The 15,825-nt window shown below is 24.9% G+C and carries 13 protein-coding genes; 4 read left to right on the top strand and 9 right to left on the bottom strand.

Annotation, left to right across the window (positions count from 1 at the left end; translation table 11 throughout):
• Positions 1-141 precede the first annotated feature (141 nt).
• From ACYUET_RS10415 to ACYUET_RS10400, 4 genes are all read right to left on the bottom strand, one after another.
• Positions 142-669 carry a DUF5662 family protein gene (locus ACYUET_RS10415; protein WP_460279377.1) on the bottom strand — a complete coding sequence of 176 codons (528 nt, stop codon included), beginning with the start codon at positions 667-669 and terminating at the stop codon, positions 142-144.
• 374 nt (positions 670-1,043) lie between these two features.
• A complete protein-coding gene (locus tag ACYUET_RS10410; RefSeq protein WP_460279375.1) occupies positions 1,044-1,946 on the bottom strand; it encodes a chemotaxis protein in 903 nt (300 codons plus the stop codon).
• A gap of 671 nt (positions 1,947-2,617) precedes the next feature.
• Positions 2,618-3,454: a CvfB family protein gene (locus tag ACYUET_RS10405; RefSeq protein WP_460279373.1), complete on the bottom strand. Its 837-nt coding sequence runs from the start codon at positions 3,452-3,454 to the stop codon at positions 2,618-2,620.
• A 25-nt stretch (positions 3,455-3,479) separates the two neighbouring features.
• The gene (locus ACYUET_RS10400) at positions 3,480-3,989 is read right to left on the bottom strand and encodes a gamma carbonic anhydrase family protein (RefSeq protein ID WP_460279372.1); all 510 of its coding nucleotides are present in this window, start codon (positions 3,987-3,989) and stop codon (positions 3,480-3,482) included.
• Between the two features lie 161 nt (positions 3,990-4,150).
• Here ACYUET_RS10400 and ACYUET_RS10395 point away from each other — a divergent pair, with 161 nt between their 5' ends.
• Entirely contained in the window at positions 4,151-5,152 is a 1,002-nt protein-coding gene (locus ACYUET_RS10395; protein WP_460279371.1) for a CehA/McbA family metallohydrolase domain-containing protein, read from the top strand.
• A 379-nt stretch (positions 5,153-5,531) separates the two neighbouring features.
• On the opposite strand, the gene treR is transcribed toward ACYUET_RS10395, so the two are convergent.
• The 3 genes from treR to treP form a co-directional block, all read right to left on the bottom strand.
• Positions 5,532-6,245 (bottom strand): trehalose operon repressor, encoded by a 714-nt coding sequence (gene treR / locus ACYUET_RS10390; RefSeq protein WP_460279368.1) that lies wholly within the window; start codon positions 6,243-6,245, stop codon positions 5,532-5,534.
• Positions 6,246-6,429: 184 nt separating this feature from the next.
• A complete protein-coding gene (gene treC, locus ACYUET_RS10385) occupies positions 6,430-8,091 on the bottom strand; it encodes an alpha,alpha-phosphotrehalase (RefSeq protein ID WP_460279366.1) in 1,662 nt (553 codons plus the stop codon).
• Between the two features lie 138 nt (positions 8,092-8,229).
• Positions 8,230-9,636 carry a PTS system trehalose-specific EIIBC component gene (gene treP / locus ACYUET_RS10380; RefSeq protein WP_460279365.1) on the bottom strand — a complete coding sequence of 469 codons (1,407 nt, stop codon included), beginning with the start codon at positions 9,634-9,636 and terminating at the stop codon, positions 8,230-8,232.
• A gap of 696 nt (positions 9,637-10,332) precedes the next feature.
• On the opposite strand from treP, the gene ACYUET_RS10375 reads away from it, so the two are divergent.
• Positions 10,333-10,752 carry a hypothetical protein gene (locus ACYUET_RS10375; protein ID WP_460279363.1) on the top strand — a complete coding sequence of 140 codons (420 nt, stop codon included), beginning with the start codon at positions 10,333-10,335 and terminating at the stop codon, positions 10,750-10,752.
• Between the two features lie 811 nt (positions 10,753-11,563).
• Here the strand turns inward: ACYUET_RS10375 and ACYUET_RS10370 are convergent.
• Complete coding sequence (locus ACYUET_RS10370; protein WP_460279361.1) at positions 11,564-11,911, bottom strand: hypothetical protein; 348 nt, start codon at positions 11,909-11,911, stop codon at positions 11,564-11,566.
• 232 nt (positions 11,912-12,143) lie between these two features.
• Here ACYUET_RS10370 and ACYUET_RS10365 point away from each other — a divergent pair, with 232 nt between their 5' ends.
• The gene (locus tag ACYUET_RS10365) at positions 12,144-12,611 is read left to right on the top strand and encodes an Lrp/AsnC ligand binding domain-containing protein (protein ID WP_219780717.1); all 468 of its coding nucleotides are present in this window, start codon (positions 12,144-12,146) and stop codon (positions 12,609-12,611) included.
• 439 nt (positions 12,612-13,050) lie between these two features.
• Entirely contained in the window at positions 13,051-13,818 is a 768-nt protein-coding gene (locus tag ACYUET_RS10360) for a putative ABC transporter permease (protein WP_460279359.1), read from the top strand.
• A gap of 184 nt (positions 13,819-14,002) precedes the next feature.
• Here the strand turns inward: ACYUET_RS10360 and ACYUET_RS10355 are convergent, their stop codons facing one another.
• Positions 14,003-15,757, bottom strand: coding sequence for a phosphoenolpyruvate carboxykinase (locus ACYUET_RS10355; protein ID WP_460279357.1), 1,755 nt, complete (start codon positions 15,755-15,757; stop codon positions 14,003-14,005).
• Positions 15,758-15,825 lie beyond the last annotated feature (68 nt).

Raw genomic sequence — 15,825 nt, 5'->3', positions numbered from 1 at the left:
TTTCAAGTCTCAATTCAACTTTTTTTATAAGCGCAAGTAGCATATTTTTATTACACTATGTTTTAAGTGAATGTTTATATTTTAAAACACAGTTTTTTATTAAAATAACAATATAGATTTAGAGCATATATTAAAATTTATTTAATGTAAAATGTTATTTTTAATATAATTTAAAGTTACTTCTTCCCCTTCATTAGCTAATTTATTAAGTAAGAATTCTAACATTTCCTGTGTATCTTTATGTAAAACATAATGTTCTTTTCCACGTTCATAATACTCTAGTGCACTCTTATCTGTATATTTTTCTTTTTGATAATTCATAGACGCACTCATCCTATCTATAAACATTTCTACGACATATCTAGTAGGCATATTCATACCAATTAGTCCTTCATTAGGATTAACTCCATAATCTATCCAATATTCAAAATGATGTTTATTTCTTCCTTTATGATGAAGCCATGCTGATGAATATCCCTCTTTTATTTTTTGTATACCATTGGGACTAACATCTCCTCTATAATATTTAATTCCTGCTGAAAATTCTATTAATGAGTATTTAGAAAGATCATGTAAAAGTCCTTGCTTATATAAGCCTACTTTAAAGCAATATTTCATAACAAGTAATTTATGATTTGTAATTGTTTTGAAATGATTAATTATATTCATCTATTCTCCTCTATCCCCCCTATAAATATATATTTTCTAATTAAGTTAATACATTCATGATTTCTTTTTTAAGTTTTATATAAAATAATATATTTATTAATAATATCTTATTAGAATCATATACATCAAATATTTTCTATATAAATTTTAAATTATAGTAGTTAAATTATAGTAGTTAAATTATATAGTCTGTAAATATTATAAACTTATATAAATCATTAAAGTTTATTTATACTTATATATTTTATATTTAAAATTAAATATTTTATCCCTAGTTATTTCTCATAATACCATTATTTATATAAAAAAAACAAGAACCCTAACCCCCTATGAGCGTTAAGAGTCTTGCTTTAACTTAATTATACATTAATATTTTACACATTTAATAATTTATCTATAGTTTCAACTAATTCTTCTATTTCTGGTTTACTTAATTGAGCATCAGCCTTAACTGATTTACCTTTATGTTTTAATTCTTCTGTAATTAGTGATGAAAATATTACTACAGGTAACTTCTTTAGAATTTCATTTTCTTTTATTCTTCTTGTAAGTGTTAATCCATCCATTTGTGGCATTTCAATATCTGTAATAAGTAATTGTACATCTTCATTAAAATTTTCGCCTTTCTTTTCTACTAAACCTTCAAGAAAATCCAAAGCTTGTTTACCATCATCAAAAACCGTTAAATTTTTAAAACCTGCTTTTGTAAGAGTCTCTTTTAAAAGTTTTCTAATTAAAGCCGAATCATCTGCTAAAATTAATTTAACATTTGATCTATCTTTATAGTCTACTTTTACAAGTCTATCCTCACTTATTCCAGTACTTGGTGAAAGATCTGTAACTATCTTTTCAAAATCAAGCATAATTATTACCTTATCATTTAAAAGTATATTTCCCACTGCCAATGAATTTTCTGATAAATCATCTGGTTTTCTTATCTCATCCCATTTAATACGTCGAACCCCAACTACATCATCAATACTAAATGCAACTTTAATTTTGTTAAATTCACATATTATAACTTTAGATCCTATATTATCTGTTTTTTGTCTTGTTAAAATATATTTTAAATCAATTAATGTAAGAATTTCATCTCTACATAATATAAGTCCTGCTATTTCTGGTTTAGGATCTGGTAATTTCGTTATTCCAGTAGATGGAGTTTTTATTATCTCCTTAACTTTTACTACATTGATAGCATAATGAGTATTGTTTACAACAAAATCAATTATCTCTAATTCCCCAGTACCTGATTCCAATAATATATTAGTTTTCATATAACCTACTCCTCATCTAAATTTATATACTTAATTTAATTTTAGTAAAATAACTCCATATCTTTAATTATCGTTATTATTTTAAAAAACTATATCATTTTTATTAATATTATGAATTTTTTTATAAAAATTATTATTTTTTATATTATAAATTAAATATATTCATAAACTCACTTTATTTTTAAATTATAAATTACCTATTATATAGTTTAATACTAACACAATATATATAAATTTTACTAATTTTATTATTTTTTTACTTTTTGTATGACTTATAAAAAATATTAATGTTAATTTAGATGAAGATTAATCTAAAAAAATTTAAGGACACTAAAAATAAAATTTCAAAACTTAAAACTCCAATAGTATTCTAGAAAGTAATATAGCTTTTATAGAAATATTGCTTAAAAATTAAAGTTATTTACGTTTTGAATTTTTTTTATCTATAATGTCCTTTTAATATATGTTCTAATTAAGTTAATACATTTATAATTAAAGATACACTCTTTAATTAATACTATTTAGTTAGAAGCATATATATCATAAATTTTCTATATAAGTTCCGCACTATACTGGTAAGTCATAGCATTTATAAATATTCTAATATTTGTCTTAATAAACAAATTTTATTTGAACTTATATACTTAATTTTAATTAACTAGTTTTTTATCTTATAATAATCTCGTTCCTTCTTTATCTTGTGCTATTAATTTTTGCTTCATTAATCCACCAAGAGCAATTTTAAAATAATTTTTACTAGTATTAAAAGTCTTTTTTATGTCTTCAGGAGAAGATTTATCATTGAATGCCATAAATCCTCCATTTTCTCTTAAATATTGAAGTATTTTTTCTGATAAAACATCTCTTTCATCTAATCTTTTTCTTCTTGTTGTAAGACCAAGTGTACCATCATCATATATTTTTTTAACTCTTGCTTTTATTTCTTCACCTGGATATATGTATTCAAAATGTTCATTTTCTAATATTAACCCTCTATATTTTTTATCTATAGCAACATTTAAAGTTCCATTAGAACAAGTATCATATACTATAGCATCAACTTCATCCGAAACCTTAAATGTTTCTGCCTCTGTTGTTTCTAAATATTCATCTATTTTAGCTGTAAGTGCCAATCTATCAGTTTTATCTAAATACATATAAAACAAATATTTTTTACCTGTTTTTAATTTAAAAGTTTGTTCCTTAAGTGGTATAAATACATCTCTTTCAAGACCAAAATCTGCAAAAGCACCTATTTTGCTTTGACCAACAACTTCTAAATACCCTATATTTCCAATAGTTAATTTAGGAGTTTTTAGTGTTGAGATTAATCTATCTTTAGAATCTCTATATACAAATACAGTTAGACTTTCACCTTCTTTAACACTTTTACCATTTAAAGATCCCTTTGGTAATAAAACTTCATCTCCAAATTCATCTGATAAATAATATCCAAAATCAACCTTTTTACTTACTTTTAAGTCGTTATAATCACCTATTAATATCATATTTCCTCCATATACTAGTTTATTTTTACTTATTTAAAAGCATGTCTTTTCCTAATTTAACATATGTTAAACAAGATTTTTTATTGCTTTCTATCTCCGCCTCTGTCAGCTTTCTTATAGACTTAGCAGGATTTCCAAGTATTAATACTCCATCTTCAAATTTTTTATTTTGTGTTACTAAACTTCCTGCTGCAACTATAGAATTTTCACCAATTTCAGCTCCATTTAATATTATTGCACCCATACCAATTAATACATTATCATTTACAATGCAGCCATGAACTATAGCTCCATGTCCTATGGTAACACCATTTCCAATAGACAATTTATTATCTTTATCAGCATGAAGTACAACATTTTCTTGTATATTGCTACAAGTTCCTATTGCTATTGATTCCTCATCCCCTCTAATAACTGCTCCAAACCATACACTAGAGTTCTCTTTAATTGTCACATCTCCAATAATAACTGACGTCTCTGAAATATAAACATTATCAGCTATATTAGGATTTTTTCCTTGGAAACTTTTTATCATTAATTTTTCACCTTCTTTTATAATTCACAAAAATTACTCTAATTATAAACCCTATTCTTAAAAATACCTAAACTTATTTTATCATTACATTTACTTATTGTCATTATTTTGATTTAGAAGATATATTATATATTATAAACAATTTATAGAGGTTATATAATTTGGATAAAAAGAAGATACAAAAAGAAGTTAATTTTAAGAATTTAAAATTTTATTATGGTATTCCTCATGCACACTGTGGTTTTTCCACTGGACGTGGAACTCCAGTTGAAGCGTTTGATTATGCCCGTCACAATGGACTTGATTTTTTAATTTTAACTGACCATAATAATTATTTAACAAAAACTGTTAGACTAAACGGAAATGAAATAACAAAATGGGAAGCTTTAAAATATTTACGTACACGTTATAGAAAAAAACACCAAAGTTTTTTGCCATTAATTGGTTTTGAAAGCAAAGCTAACTTTTGTAGTGATATTAATATAGTAAATTCTAATAGATTTTTTACTGGCAGTGTAAATAATATTCAATTATTAATATTATGGATGATAAACAATCCCAATTCTTTTATATCTATTAATCATCCTCATAAAAATATAAAATATTTAGACTGTAATCCTATTTTAAATAAGGTTATAACATCTATTGAAGTTGGTAATGGCTCTTTTCCAAATAAGTATAATAGATATGATAAATACTACTATTATTTATTAGACAAAGGTTGGAAACTCGGTGCTATAAATTCTCAAGATAATCATAGAATGAATTTCGGAGATAATGAAAATCTTACTTGTGTTATTTCAAATGAGCTAACAACAGATTCACTAATAACAGCATTTAGAAGTAGACATACATATTCTACTGAATCAAAATCTTTAATTATGTATTTTACCGTAAATAATTATTTTATGGGAGAAATTCTTTCACTAAATAATGATGAACTTCAATTTTCTATATTTGTCGAAGATTCTAATTACAAAATTAAAGAAATTCAGATTATTTCTTTTGGTGGAATTATTATAAAAAGAATACCTGATTTAAATTTAAATAGAATAAAATACATTTATAATCATACTCCTGCTCCGGAGGAGAGATGGTATGTTATTAAAATAATTTCTTCTGATAATAAAATTGCTATAAGCTCACCAATATTTAGAGAATAATACACATTCAAAAAAAATAATAGACCAGTATGCTCATCTATTTTGTGTGATACTGTGTCAGCAAATTTAGCTAACAGCTCTCTATTAACTAAATTTAATTCCTTGTCTGACACAAAATATACAATGCATCTTTGATCTATTATTTTATTTCATGTGCCTAAAATAAGATGTATTGCAAATACTGTAACTTTTATTTTGCGATACATCTTATTTTTAATTAAATTTTTAAATTAATCTTCATATTTTAATGTATAAAAAGTTCTAATATTAGATAAAATTTTATATATAAATACATATAAAAATCATTATTATAAATTGCTCAATCACTTATCTAAGCTATTAAATAAAATCAATTCATAAATGTATTTATTTTAGTAAACTAATAAGTTCTTCTTGCAAAATCTACAAATCTAAACCTGTCTGGTCTATGTCTAGATTCAGTATATTGAAATAATGTTGCATCATCTAAATAAACATAGCTTTTAACTACCACTATCATATTATAGTTTTTCATATCTAAATACATCTTATCTTCTTCATTTACACTTTGCACAGTTATTTCTTTTTTTGCAAAACTTATTTTTAAATTAAGTTCTTTTTCAATATAATCATAAATAGATTCCTTACATATTTCTTCTGTTAGTCCTGGAACAAATTCTCTAATTATATAATCTTTATCTAATATAACTTTCTCATTATCAATTTCCCTAACTCTTTTTAATCTCCAAACTTCATCTTCTTCGGATATTTTAAGTTTATTCATTAGTTTCTTATTGTTTTTTACAACTTCAAGTTGTTTTACATAAGTTTTATATTTCCAATTAGCTTTTATAGCTAACTCTTTAAAGCTAGTTATTCCTGACACAGGAAATGCTACTTTATTTATATCTAATACAAATGCTAATTTTCCCTTTGACTTTTGAATATATCCATTTTGTTCTAATAAGTTTAATGATTTTCTAACTGTATCTCTAGAAACATTGAACTCTTTCATTAAAGCACTTTCAGATGGTAATTTATCATAAGGCTTTAAAATTTCATTTTCTATCTTATTCAATATATTATTATAAATAATCAGATATTTTTTATCCATATTCATCACCATAATAATTTTAACATCAATATATATATTCTACAATAAAATGATTACTAAAAGAGCTATATTTTAAGTAAGTATTTATATTGTAGTATAAATACTATTTTAAAACATAACTCATAAAAATATATGTACTACTAAAAATACCTAAACATATTTTTGAGATAGTCCATATACTTTTTTATTTAATTTTAATAGCAAATGACTCGTATGGTCTTAAGTTAATTTTTTCAAGATTATCATATTTATCGTTATAATTTGATATTAAAGTTTCCACTTTCTCTATATTATAATCTATTTCTTCGTTTAAATTTATAGTACATTCTTTGTCATAAAAATTATTTACTACTATTATACTTTCATTATTTAATTTTCTTTCATATGCATAAACTTGCTTATGTTCTGGTAATAACATTTTAAAGTCTCCATATGCTATTATATCTTCTTCTTTTCTTATATTAATTAATTTTTTATAATGATAAAAAACTGATTCTTTATTATTTAATGCATTTTCAGCATTAATATCTTTATAATTACTAGATACATTTATCCATGGAGCCCCTGTTGTAAACCCTGCATTTAATGTACTATCCCACTGTATAGGAGTTCTTGAATTATCTCTGGATTTACTTTTTAATATCTTCATTATTTCTTCTTCATTTATTCCTTGAGACTTTAATATATTATAATAATTTATAGATTCAACATCTTTATAATCGTCTATTTTATGAAAGCCAGGATTTGTCATCCCAAATTCTTCCCCTTGATAAACATATGGTGTTCCATTCATTAAATGAATCGCTGTAGCAAGCATTGTTGAAGATTCCTTATGATATTTTTTTACATCACCAAATCTTGAATTCACTCTAGGTTGATCATGATTACACCAAAACAATGCATTCCATCCATTACCATTAATCATTCCATTTTGCCAATCATAAAATAATTGTTTTAATTGTTTAAAATCGAAATCCATTAGTGACCACTTTTCACCATCTTTATAATCTACTTTTAAATGGTGAAAATTAAATACCATAGATAATTCTTTTTCATTTGGATTTGAATATTTAATGCAATTATCTATTGATGTAGATGACATTTCTCCTACCGTTATAATATCATCGTATTTTCCAAAAGTATTTTCATTTAACTCCTTTAAATACTTGTGTATATTAGGTCCATCTGTATAAAATCTTCTTCCATCTCCCAAATTATCATCTTCAAATATACTTGGCTTAGAAATTAGATTTATAACATCTAGTCTAAATCCTTTAACCCCTTTTTCAATCCAGAAGTTAACCACATCATATATCTCTTGTCTAAGTTCTTTATTATCCCAATTTAAATCAGCTTGAGTAACATCAAATAGGTGAAGATAATATTCATCAAATCCCTCAACATATTCCCATGCATTTCCACCAAACTTTGATATCCAATTTGTTGGTGGCAATCCTTTTTTCCCTTTTTTAAAAATATAATAATTTTTATATTTCTCTTCTCCTTTTAATGCTCTTTTAAACCATTCATGTTCTATTGATGTATGATTAAACACCATATCTAACATAATATAGATTTCTCTCTTTTTAGCTTCTTTAACTAAAGATTCGAATTCTTCCATTGTTCCAAATCTAGAATCTACATTATAGTAATCTGCTACATCATAACCATTATCTTTTTGTGGTGATATATAAATCGGTGTTAACCAAATATAGTCTACACCTAATTCTTTTAAATAATCTAGTTTCTCTATAATACCATTTAAATCTCCAAATCCATCACCGTTTGAGTCTTTAAATGACTTTGGATATATTTGATATACTACACTCTTTTTAAAATCTTTCATAATTAAGTCACCCTTCGCCTTCATCTTATACGTACATGTTTATACTATCATAAACTTATCAATAAGTGCAAGGTAATGAATATCTCATATTACCTTGCACTTATTATGTTTTTATTAATTCTTATAATATTCTATTGTTTATCCTAATTTTTTTCTTCCTGTAATTACAGTTAAAGTAAATGGAATTATTATCGCTACTAACATAGCTACTGCAAACATCAACATATGTTGTGGTTGTATTGATAATATTCCTGGAATTCCTCCAATACCTATAGAATTTGCCATTACTCCACCAGCTACAGATATAACTCCTGCTACTGCTGATCCTATCATTCCGCAAATAAATGGGAATCTATATTTTAGATTTATACCAAATAATGCTGGTTCAGTTACTCCTAAATAAGCTGATATACATGCTGGTATAGATACTTGTTTTTCTTCTTCATTTTTTCTTTGTAAAAAAATCATTGCTAAAACTGCTGAACCTTGAGCAATATTAGATAATGCTATCATTGGCCAAAGCGCTGTTCCTCCAAATTCAGCCATTAATTGAAGATCTATCGCATTTGTCATATGATGTAATCCAGTAATAACTAATGGTGCATATAAGAAACCAAATATAGCCGCAAATACACTTCCAAATGCTGATGTTAATCCAGCATATACAACTTTTGAAATTGCACTTCCAATAACCCAACCGATAGGTCCTAATACTGCATGTGCTACTAAAACAGTTGGTATTAAAGCAAAAAATGGTACTAAAATCATTGATATTGAAGGAGGTGATATTTTCTTTACTCCTCTTTCAAGATACACTAATAAAAATGCTGCTAAAATTGCTGGTATAACTTGTGCTTGATATCCTATCATATTAATTTTAGCAAAACCAAAATTCCAAAACGGAATTTTATCAGCACCAGCAACTGAATAAGCATTTAAAAGCTGTGGTGATACTAATGTAACCCCTAAAACAATACCTAGTATTTGAGTTGTACCCATTTTCTTTGTTACAGCCCAAGTAATTCCTACAGGTAAAAATTGAAATATAGCTTCTCCTATTAACCATAAAAAGCTATGCATTCCTGCCCAAAATTGTGATACTTCAATCAGGCTCTTTGTCCCATGTTCCAACATTTTAATATCGCCAATAATACTTCTAAACCCTAATATTAAACCTCCAACTATAATAGCTGGTATTAATGGTGAAAATATTTCTGCTATATTAGCCATCATTTTTTGAATTGGACTCATGTTTGATTTTGCAGCGCTTTTAACGTTTTCTTTACTGCTCTCTTCAATCCCTGAAACTTCTATAAATTCATTATAAAACGTTGACACTTCATTCCCAATTATAACTTGGAATTGTCCAGCTTGAGTAAATGTTCCCTTTACTGATTTTAATTCTTCTATTTTTTTAACATTTGTTTTTTTAGGATCATTAAGTACAAATCTTAATCTTGTAACACAATGGGTTACTGCAGAAACGTTTTCTTTTCCACCAACATAATCTATTAATAACTTTGCTTCTTTATTAAATTTACCCATCTTTTATTCCTCCTCTGTTTTTCTGTACGTATATCTTATGTTTATAAGATATCATATACGTATACCTTTAGTCAATTAATTTTTAATATTTTTCTGTAAATGTTTTAAAGTAATTATTTCCACTACATATATAACATTTAAAATACTAAATTTATTTTAATTCCTTTAATTTTAATTATGTATCTATAATTAAGTGGAACTGAAATATTTTACTTAATTTTTAAAATTCCTGTTTTGTTATACTAGGCGAATTTAAATATGTATGTTCTTCAATAAAATTATTAATTTCAAATGAAATGAATTTACATACTTTACATATTATGTAGCAAATAATATTTAAAATTATTTTCCGTAATTATCAATTTATTTATTAAGAGATAGTTTTTATTTATACAATTTACTCTTTAAGCTTTGTAAACAAAAATAATTAGAAGTTTATTTTTATGTTCAAAGAATAAGTTTTAAAAAATTAATTAATTAATTTTTTACATTCCAATAAGCTAATCAGTTCAGCATTTTTTGAAATCTTAACTAATTAAATAAATTCAGAAGATTATTTTATTACTATTATTGACTATTTTTCCTTTATATGTTAATATTGTTATAAATATTAGAATTAACATAAATTTACTTTTGTTAATTTCAATATTTATAATAATTAATTTTAAATTTTATTGAATACTAGGGGGGTAAGATATGAAAAAACATTGTATGAGAATTATTTTAGGTGTATCTCTAATAGGAGGAGCTTTAATGTTAAATCCTATTAGTGTAAACGCTGCAGAATCTAATTTTAATGCAGTTAAAAGTACATCACTTTTTGAAGCAAAAGTTAATGGTTCGTTACCAGTTTATTTTTCTAAAGCTCCAGATAAATGGAAAGATTCAAAAATAGAATGGGATGGAGAGACAGGTAATTATGTAACTACTTACATGTGGGTTTCAGGAAGTAATCTATCTAGAGAAGAAAAAAAAGCTGTTAAGAATAAATATGGTACAGTAGAAAAAAATTATGAATACAAAATGGAAACAAAGCAACATATTGTACAAGCAGAATTTCAAACACAAGGATATATAACAATAAGTACAACAGCTACATGTTATGGAAGACGATAAAAAAATAACAAATATAAGAGCCTGTCAGTAGTTTTGTATAAACTAAATAGATAATAATTTATTTGATGAGGTTGAAAATATATAAAATATTTTCAGCCTTATTTTTTATGTATATTTTTAATATACCAATTGGTCTAATCCACCTTCGAATAAGATAGATAGTTGTGAAAATTTGTGATCAATCTCTAATTCCTTGTGTCCATTGGTATTAGTATATAATAGTGAACACAATAAATTGAATTTAATAGAATATTATTTAATGATGAAAGGATATGTTCGCTATGAATAGGAATAAGCAATATAATCAAGAATATACGCATATGATAGTTGAACTATTTAAGTGATAAATGACTATTACTGAAATAAGTAAAAAGTGTGTTCAAAAAATAATTGGATAATTTAGCATTTGTTCACTATCTATAATTAAAATGAGTCATCACAATTTCTAGGAACATCTAAATCAAACATTCCTAAATCTGATTTCAATTTCTTTGAACTCTTATCATTCCTATTATTCTAAGTAGTTTTATTTTCATAATCATACTTGTCATATTCTAAATATTCTTCCATTTCCACTTCTAATATTTACTGAAATGTTCCACCTAGTAATTCCTTTAAAGTTTCTTTTATATCCTTTACTGTTTTCACATCGGCATTTTCTACTATTAGCTTTGCTAAATCTTTTTAGATAAAGACATAGTCCGTGTTCCATTCATTTGATAATTTAATTATATCATCTTATTGAAGTCTACACAGACTATTTTACATTTTGGGTTTTAATCCGCTAATGTGACATCCCCTTTTTTGTTTTTTATTTCTTTTTGTTTTCTTGTTTATTTAGATGTTTTACTCTATTAGGTTTAGCTTTAGATTTTATAACTATCTTCTTTTCATTCCTTTTAGTACCACCTGTTCTTTCAATGTACATAAACCATAAAAAGAAAATTACTGATATTAAAGATAATACAATTTGTAAAACAGGTATTTGCTTAATTATTGGTAAAAATAACTGAATCATAAACAATATAATTGATATTGCAAGTGCTATCCATTTGTTTATTGCTACTTTCTTAAAAATAAACTTTTTACAAACCCAATAAACTCCTAAAACAATAACTAAAGTTGCAAGAAAGCTAAGAATTGTCATTAAAACTCCCACTTGTCATTCCTCCTTAAAACTGTATATTAATAAGTTTATTAGATATTATGTATATTATCAAGCTTTAAAGGTAATTTTTTTCAATTTATATAAATGTCAAATAGTCAATAATTTTATTATTTTGATAAAATTTAATAAAATAATTAATAATTTTATTCATTTTAGCTTTAATATTGATAGAATATTTGATAAAATTAAAACTAGATTTGATGATTAATTAAGAGGTGATAATATGACACTAGTTGCAAATACTCATTTAGATGAGTTAGACTTACAAATTTTAGAATTGTTAATAAAAGATTGTAGAACTCCTTATTTAGAAATAGCTAGAATATGCCATGTTAGTGGTGGAACTATTCATGTTAGAATGAAAAAAATGGAAGACTTAGGTATAATAAAAGGAACTAGAATACTTTTAAATTTACCCAAACTTGGATATGATGTTTGTTGTTTTGTCGGAATATATGTAGATAAGACATCCTGTTTTACTGCTGTATTTGAACAAATGTCTAAAATTAAGGAAGTTGTAGAGCTTCACTTAACTACTGGAAACTATTCTATGTTCGCAAAAGTAGTTTGTACTAATATTTCAGATTTACAGGATCTTCTACTTAATAAAATTAATAATATAGATGGTATTCAAAGAACTGATACTTTTATTTCTTTATCTCAACCTATAGATAGAAATATCTCTTTATAAGATTTTCATTATAAAAAGTATATTTATCTACTTTTTATAAATTGCATTATTAATATAATTTATTTACAGATTTAAATTTTTATAATTTTTTAAAGAATAAAAATATATTTTCTGTACATAATACTCTAATAAGATTTAAAAATGTATTTTTATAAAGGTTTAGATTATTAATTCAAAGCTAGTTAAAATTTTTTATTTTAATTTAGTTTATATGTTATTAGAAATAATTAAGTAAAGTAATTTATACTTCAATTAAGAAATTTTAATTTTTTATACGAAAATTATTAAGCATCATACCTTTTTAGATATGATGCTTAAATTTTAATAATAAAATAATTTATTATTAAAAAAATTAATATAAAATTAATATTATAATAATTATTTTATTATATAATATAGGAATTACATATGACTTTAGTCAAAATTTATAGGAGGTACTATGGAATTATTTAAAATTGCAAATTTGGATTTATATCATTTAGTGTATTTTTTTATGATATATTCATTTTTAGGATGGTGCGTTGAAGTACTTTATGCATATAAAAACAGAGGTTACTTTGTAAATAGAGGTTTTTTATATGGACCTTTTTGCCCTATATATGGATGTGGATTAGTTTCTATAATAGTTTTTTTAGATAGATTTAATCTTAATATATTCTTGCTATTTATATTAGCAACTATTGTAACATCAGTTATAGAATATATTACTGGTTTTATGTTAGAAAAGATATTTAAATCTAAATGGTGGGATTATAGTGACGATCCTCTTAATCTACACGGAAGAATATGTTTCCATTTTTCTTTAATGTGGGGTGCAGCTTCTGTTACAGTTGTAAAAGTAATACACCCTGCCATCGAATATATAGTACATAATATTCCAAATGGCATTGGTACTTACTGTTTTTATATAATAACAGTTTATTTTTTAATAGATTTTTCATTAACTATAATTTCTTTAGTAAAATTTAAACATTTATTATCTAAACTCCAAGTAGATACAGGAGATTTACTAGAACGTTGTATTTCTTTTATATCATCAACAAAAGAAAAGGCTAATTTTAATTCAAAAAAATTTGAAGGTAAGTTTGGAAATTTAAAATTAAATTTAAATCATATTCGTTTAGTAGAATCTTTTCCTACAGTCTCTTCAAATTCTTTTAATTCGATACTTAAATCTTTAAAAGATAAAATACTAAAAAAGGATTAATGTTTTGCATTAATCCTTTTTTAGTATTTTGCAATATATTTTAATTTAGGTACATTCAAAAAATAACAAGCTATCATGTTGCGTCAGCAGAATGATTTAATAGCTTGCTATTAAACCATTATATTTCCTGGTCTGACATAAAAAATACATTGCACCTTATACTTGTTATTTTCTTTTATGTGGCTTAAAATAATTTCTTTATTTCATCAAATAACTCTAAAGCTGCATTTCTAGGACCATTTTTTTCTTGTCCTTCTACTCCTAAACAAGTTTTTATTTGCCCAACTTTAACATGCCCATTTTCAAACATAGTATTAAAATACTTCTCAATAAGTTCATTAGTTTCTTCTTGCTTTTGTGCTGGACCGAATGGATTAGCAAAGAATGATTCAACCAGTCCTTTTTCCGTAGTTGTACCTTTTGCCATTCTAGCACCTGCTTTAAATACTTTTATTGCTTCTTCTGACGAAGTAAAATATTCTAAATGCTTTCCATCTTCTGTTACAGCTTCATAGTTATTAGCATAGAAGAAGAAGTCTACTTTATGACCTTTAACTACTTCTTTATAAGGAGCTACCGGTACCACTAATCTAGCATTAACCTTATCAGGATTCATAAAGATACTTCTATCCATTTCTTTAAATGCATAACCTTGGTCTAAATCATCTAATCTAACAAAAGCTCCTATTTCAGTACCACAACCTAAAATTTGTCCATTTTCTAATTTAAATGTCCCCATATCATCAAATATTATAGTCATATCAGATATATATTCTTCACTTAAACTTCTAAATGCTTCTAAGCTTTCTGATTTACCTGCTCCACTATCTCCCATAATAACAACATTTGCTGTCTTTCCATTTTTAAGTATTATATTTACCATTGCACCATGGATTGGTAAATAACCTTTTTTTATCATTATTAAATTATGAAGAGTTAACGACATCTTTTTCATATATCCAAAATAATCAATTTTATCTGAATGATTAACATATCCTAACATAATATCATTTTTCTTATCATCATAGAATATTGTCTTTAATTCTTCCCCATTTTCATCGTTAGCTCCAAATACATATACTATATCAGGTCTTCTTCCTCTTATCTCTTCACTTCTTGCCATTTCAAATAAATTACATAATGTAATTCCATGTTCCATAAAATCTCTATGGAAATAAATATAAGCTAAAGAGTCTCCAATTTTTGCTGGATAACAAAACCAATGTTCTTTATTTATCCTTGCATATTTTAATGGATTTTCATTAGTCTCTGAAAACATTCCATCTCTTGTATTTTTTTTAGGATAAGTTATAAATGGTGTTTCTAAAAGTATATTATCAATAAAAGGAATATCTTCTAACCCTTCATATCCTAATGGAATCGGCCAATCCATTTTGTGAATCATAACACATGCATTTCCACCTGCAGGTATTTGTCTATAAACCTTCGGTTGATAGCCTAGTACATTTTTTTCAACCCTTCTATATAATTTTAATATTATTTCAGAAAATTTAGCATTAGCTTCAGTAAAACTCATGGCTGCTAATCCTTGTTGTATATTATATCTATGAATAATTGTATATCTTTCCAACCGTCTCCAATATAAATAAAATTCTTCTATAAATCTTATAAAGCTATCTTTATCCGTTAATAACTTTTTAAAATTAGGATTTAACTCTATAACTTCCTCTACCCCCATTATTGTTAAAAGTCTTATTGACTTTATTAATGATTTACAAATTTCAGGAGTACTATTACACTCTAAAGATTCTGTTAAAAATCTAAAAGTTAACGTATTTCTTCTTTTAGCCTTTTTTAAATAACTATCTAATACTCTTCTAAATCCATTACTTTCTAATACTGAATTAATGTTATTACAATATTTAGCTGTAAAATTTATCATTACTTTATCATTACTCATGGAAAATTCTTTTTTCATTTAACTAACCCCCTAATATGAATTTTTTCAACTTTAAAAATTGCATAATTGTTGAATATTCCTATATA

Source organism: Clostridium sp. CTA-5 (assembly GCF_054768135.1).
This window is presented reverse-complemented; position numbering and strand designations above follow the sequence as displayed.

Bases quoted from the DNA above. Each gene is read 5' to 3' on its own strand.
- ACYUET_RS10415 (WP_460279377.1), bottom strand. From the start codon at position 669: ATGAATATAATTAATCATTTCAAAACAATTACAAATCATAAATTACTT.
- ACYUET_RS10410 (WP_460279375.1), bottom strand. From the start codon at position 1,946: ATGAAAACTAATATATTATTGGAATCAGGTACTGGGGAATTAGAGATA.
- ACYUET_RS10405 (WP_460279373.1), bottom strand. From the start codon at position 3,454: ATGATATTAATAGGTGATTATAACGACTTAAAAGTAAGTAAAAAGGTT.
- ACYUET_RS10400 (WP_460279372.1), bottom strand. From the start codon at position 3,989: ATGATAAAAAGTTTCCAAGGAAAAAATCCTAATATAGCTGATAATGTT.
- treR (WP_460279368.1), bottom strand. From the start codon at position 6,245: ATGGATAAAAAATATCTGATTATTTATAATAATATATTGAATAAGATA.
- treC (WP_460279366.1), bottom strand. From the start codon at position 8,091: ATGAAAGATTTTAAAAAGAGTGTAGTATATCAAATATATCCAAAGTCA.
- treP (WP_460279365.1), bottom strand. From the start codon at position 9,636: ATGGGTAAATTTAATAAAGAAGCAAAGTTATTAATAGATTATGTTGGT.
- ACYUET_RS10375 (WP_460279363.1), top strand. From the start codon at position 10,333: ATGAAAAAACATTGTATGAGAATTATTTTAGGTGTATCTCTAATAGGA.
- ACYUET_RS10365 (WP_219780717.1), top strand. From the start codon at position 12,144: ATGACACTAGTTGCAAATACTCATTTAGATGAGTTAGACTTACAAATT.
- ACYUET_RS10360 (WP_460279359.1), top strand. From the start codon at position 13,051: ATGGAATTATTTAAAATTGCAAATTTGGATTTATATCATTTAGTGTAT.
- ACYUET_RS10355 (WP_460279357.1), bottom strand. From the start codon at position 15,757: ATGAAAAAAGAATTTTCCATGAGTAATGATAAAGTAATGATAAATTTT.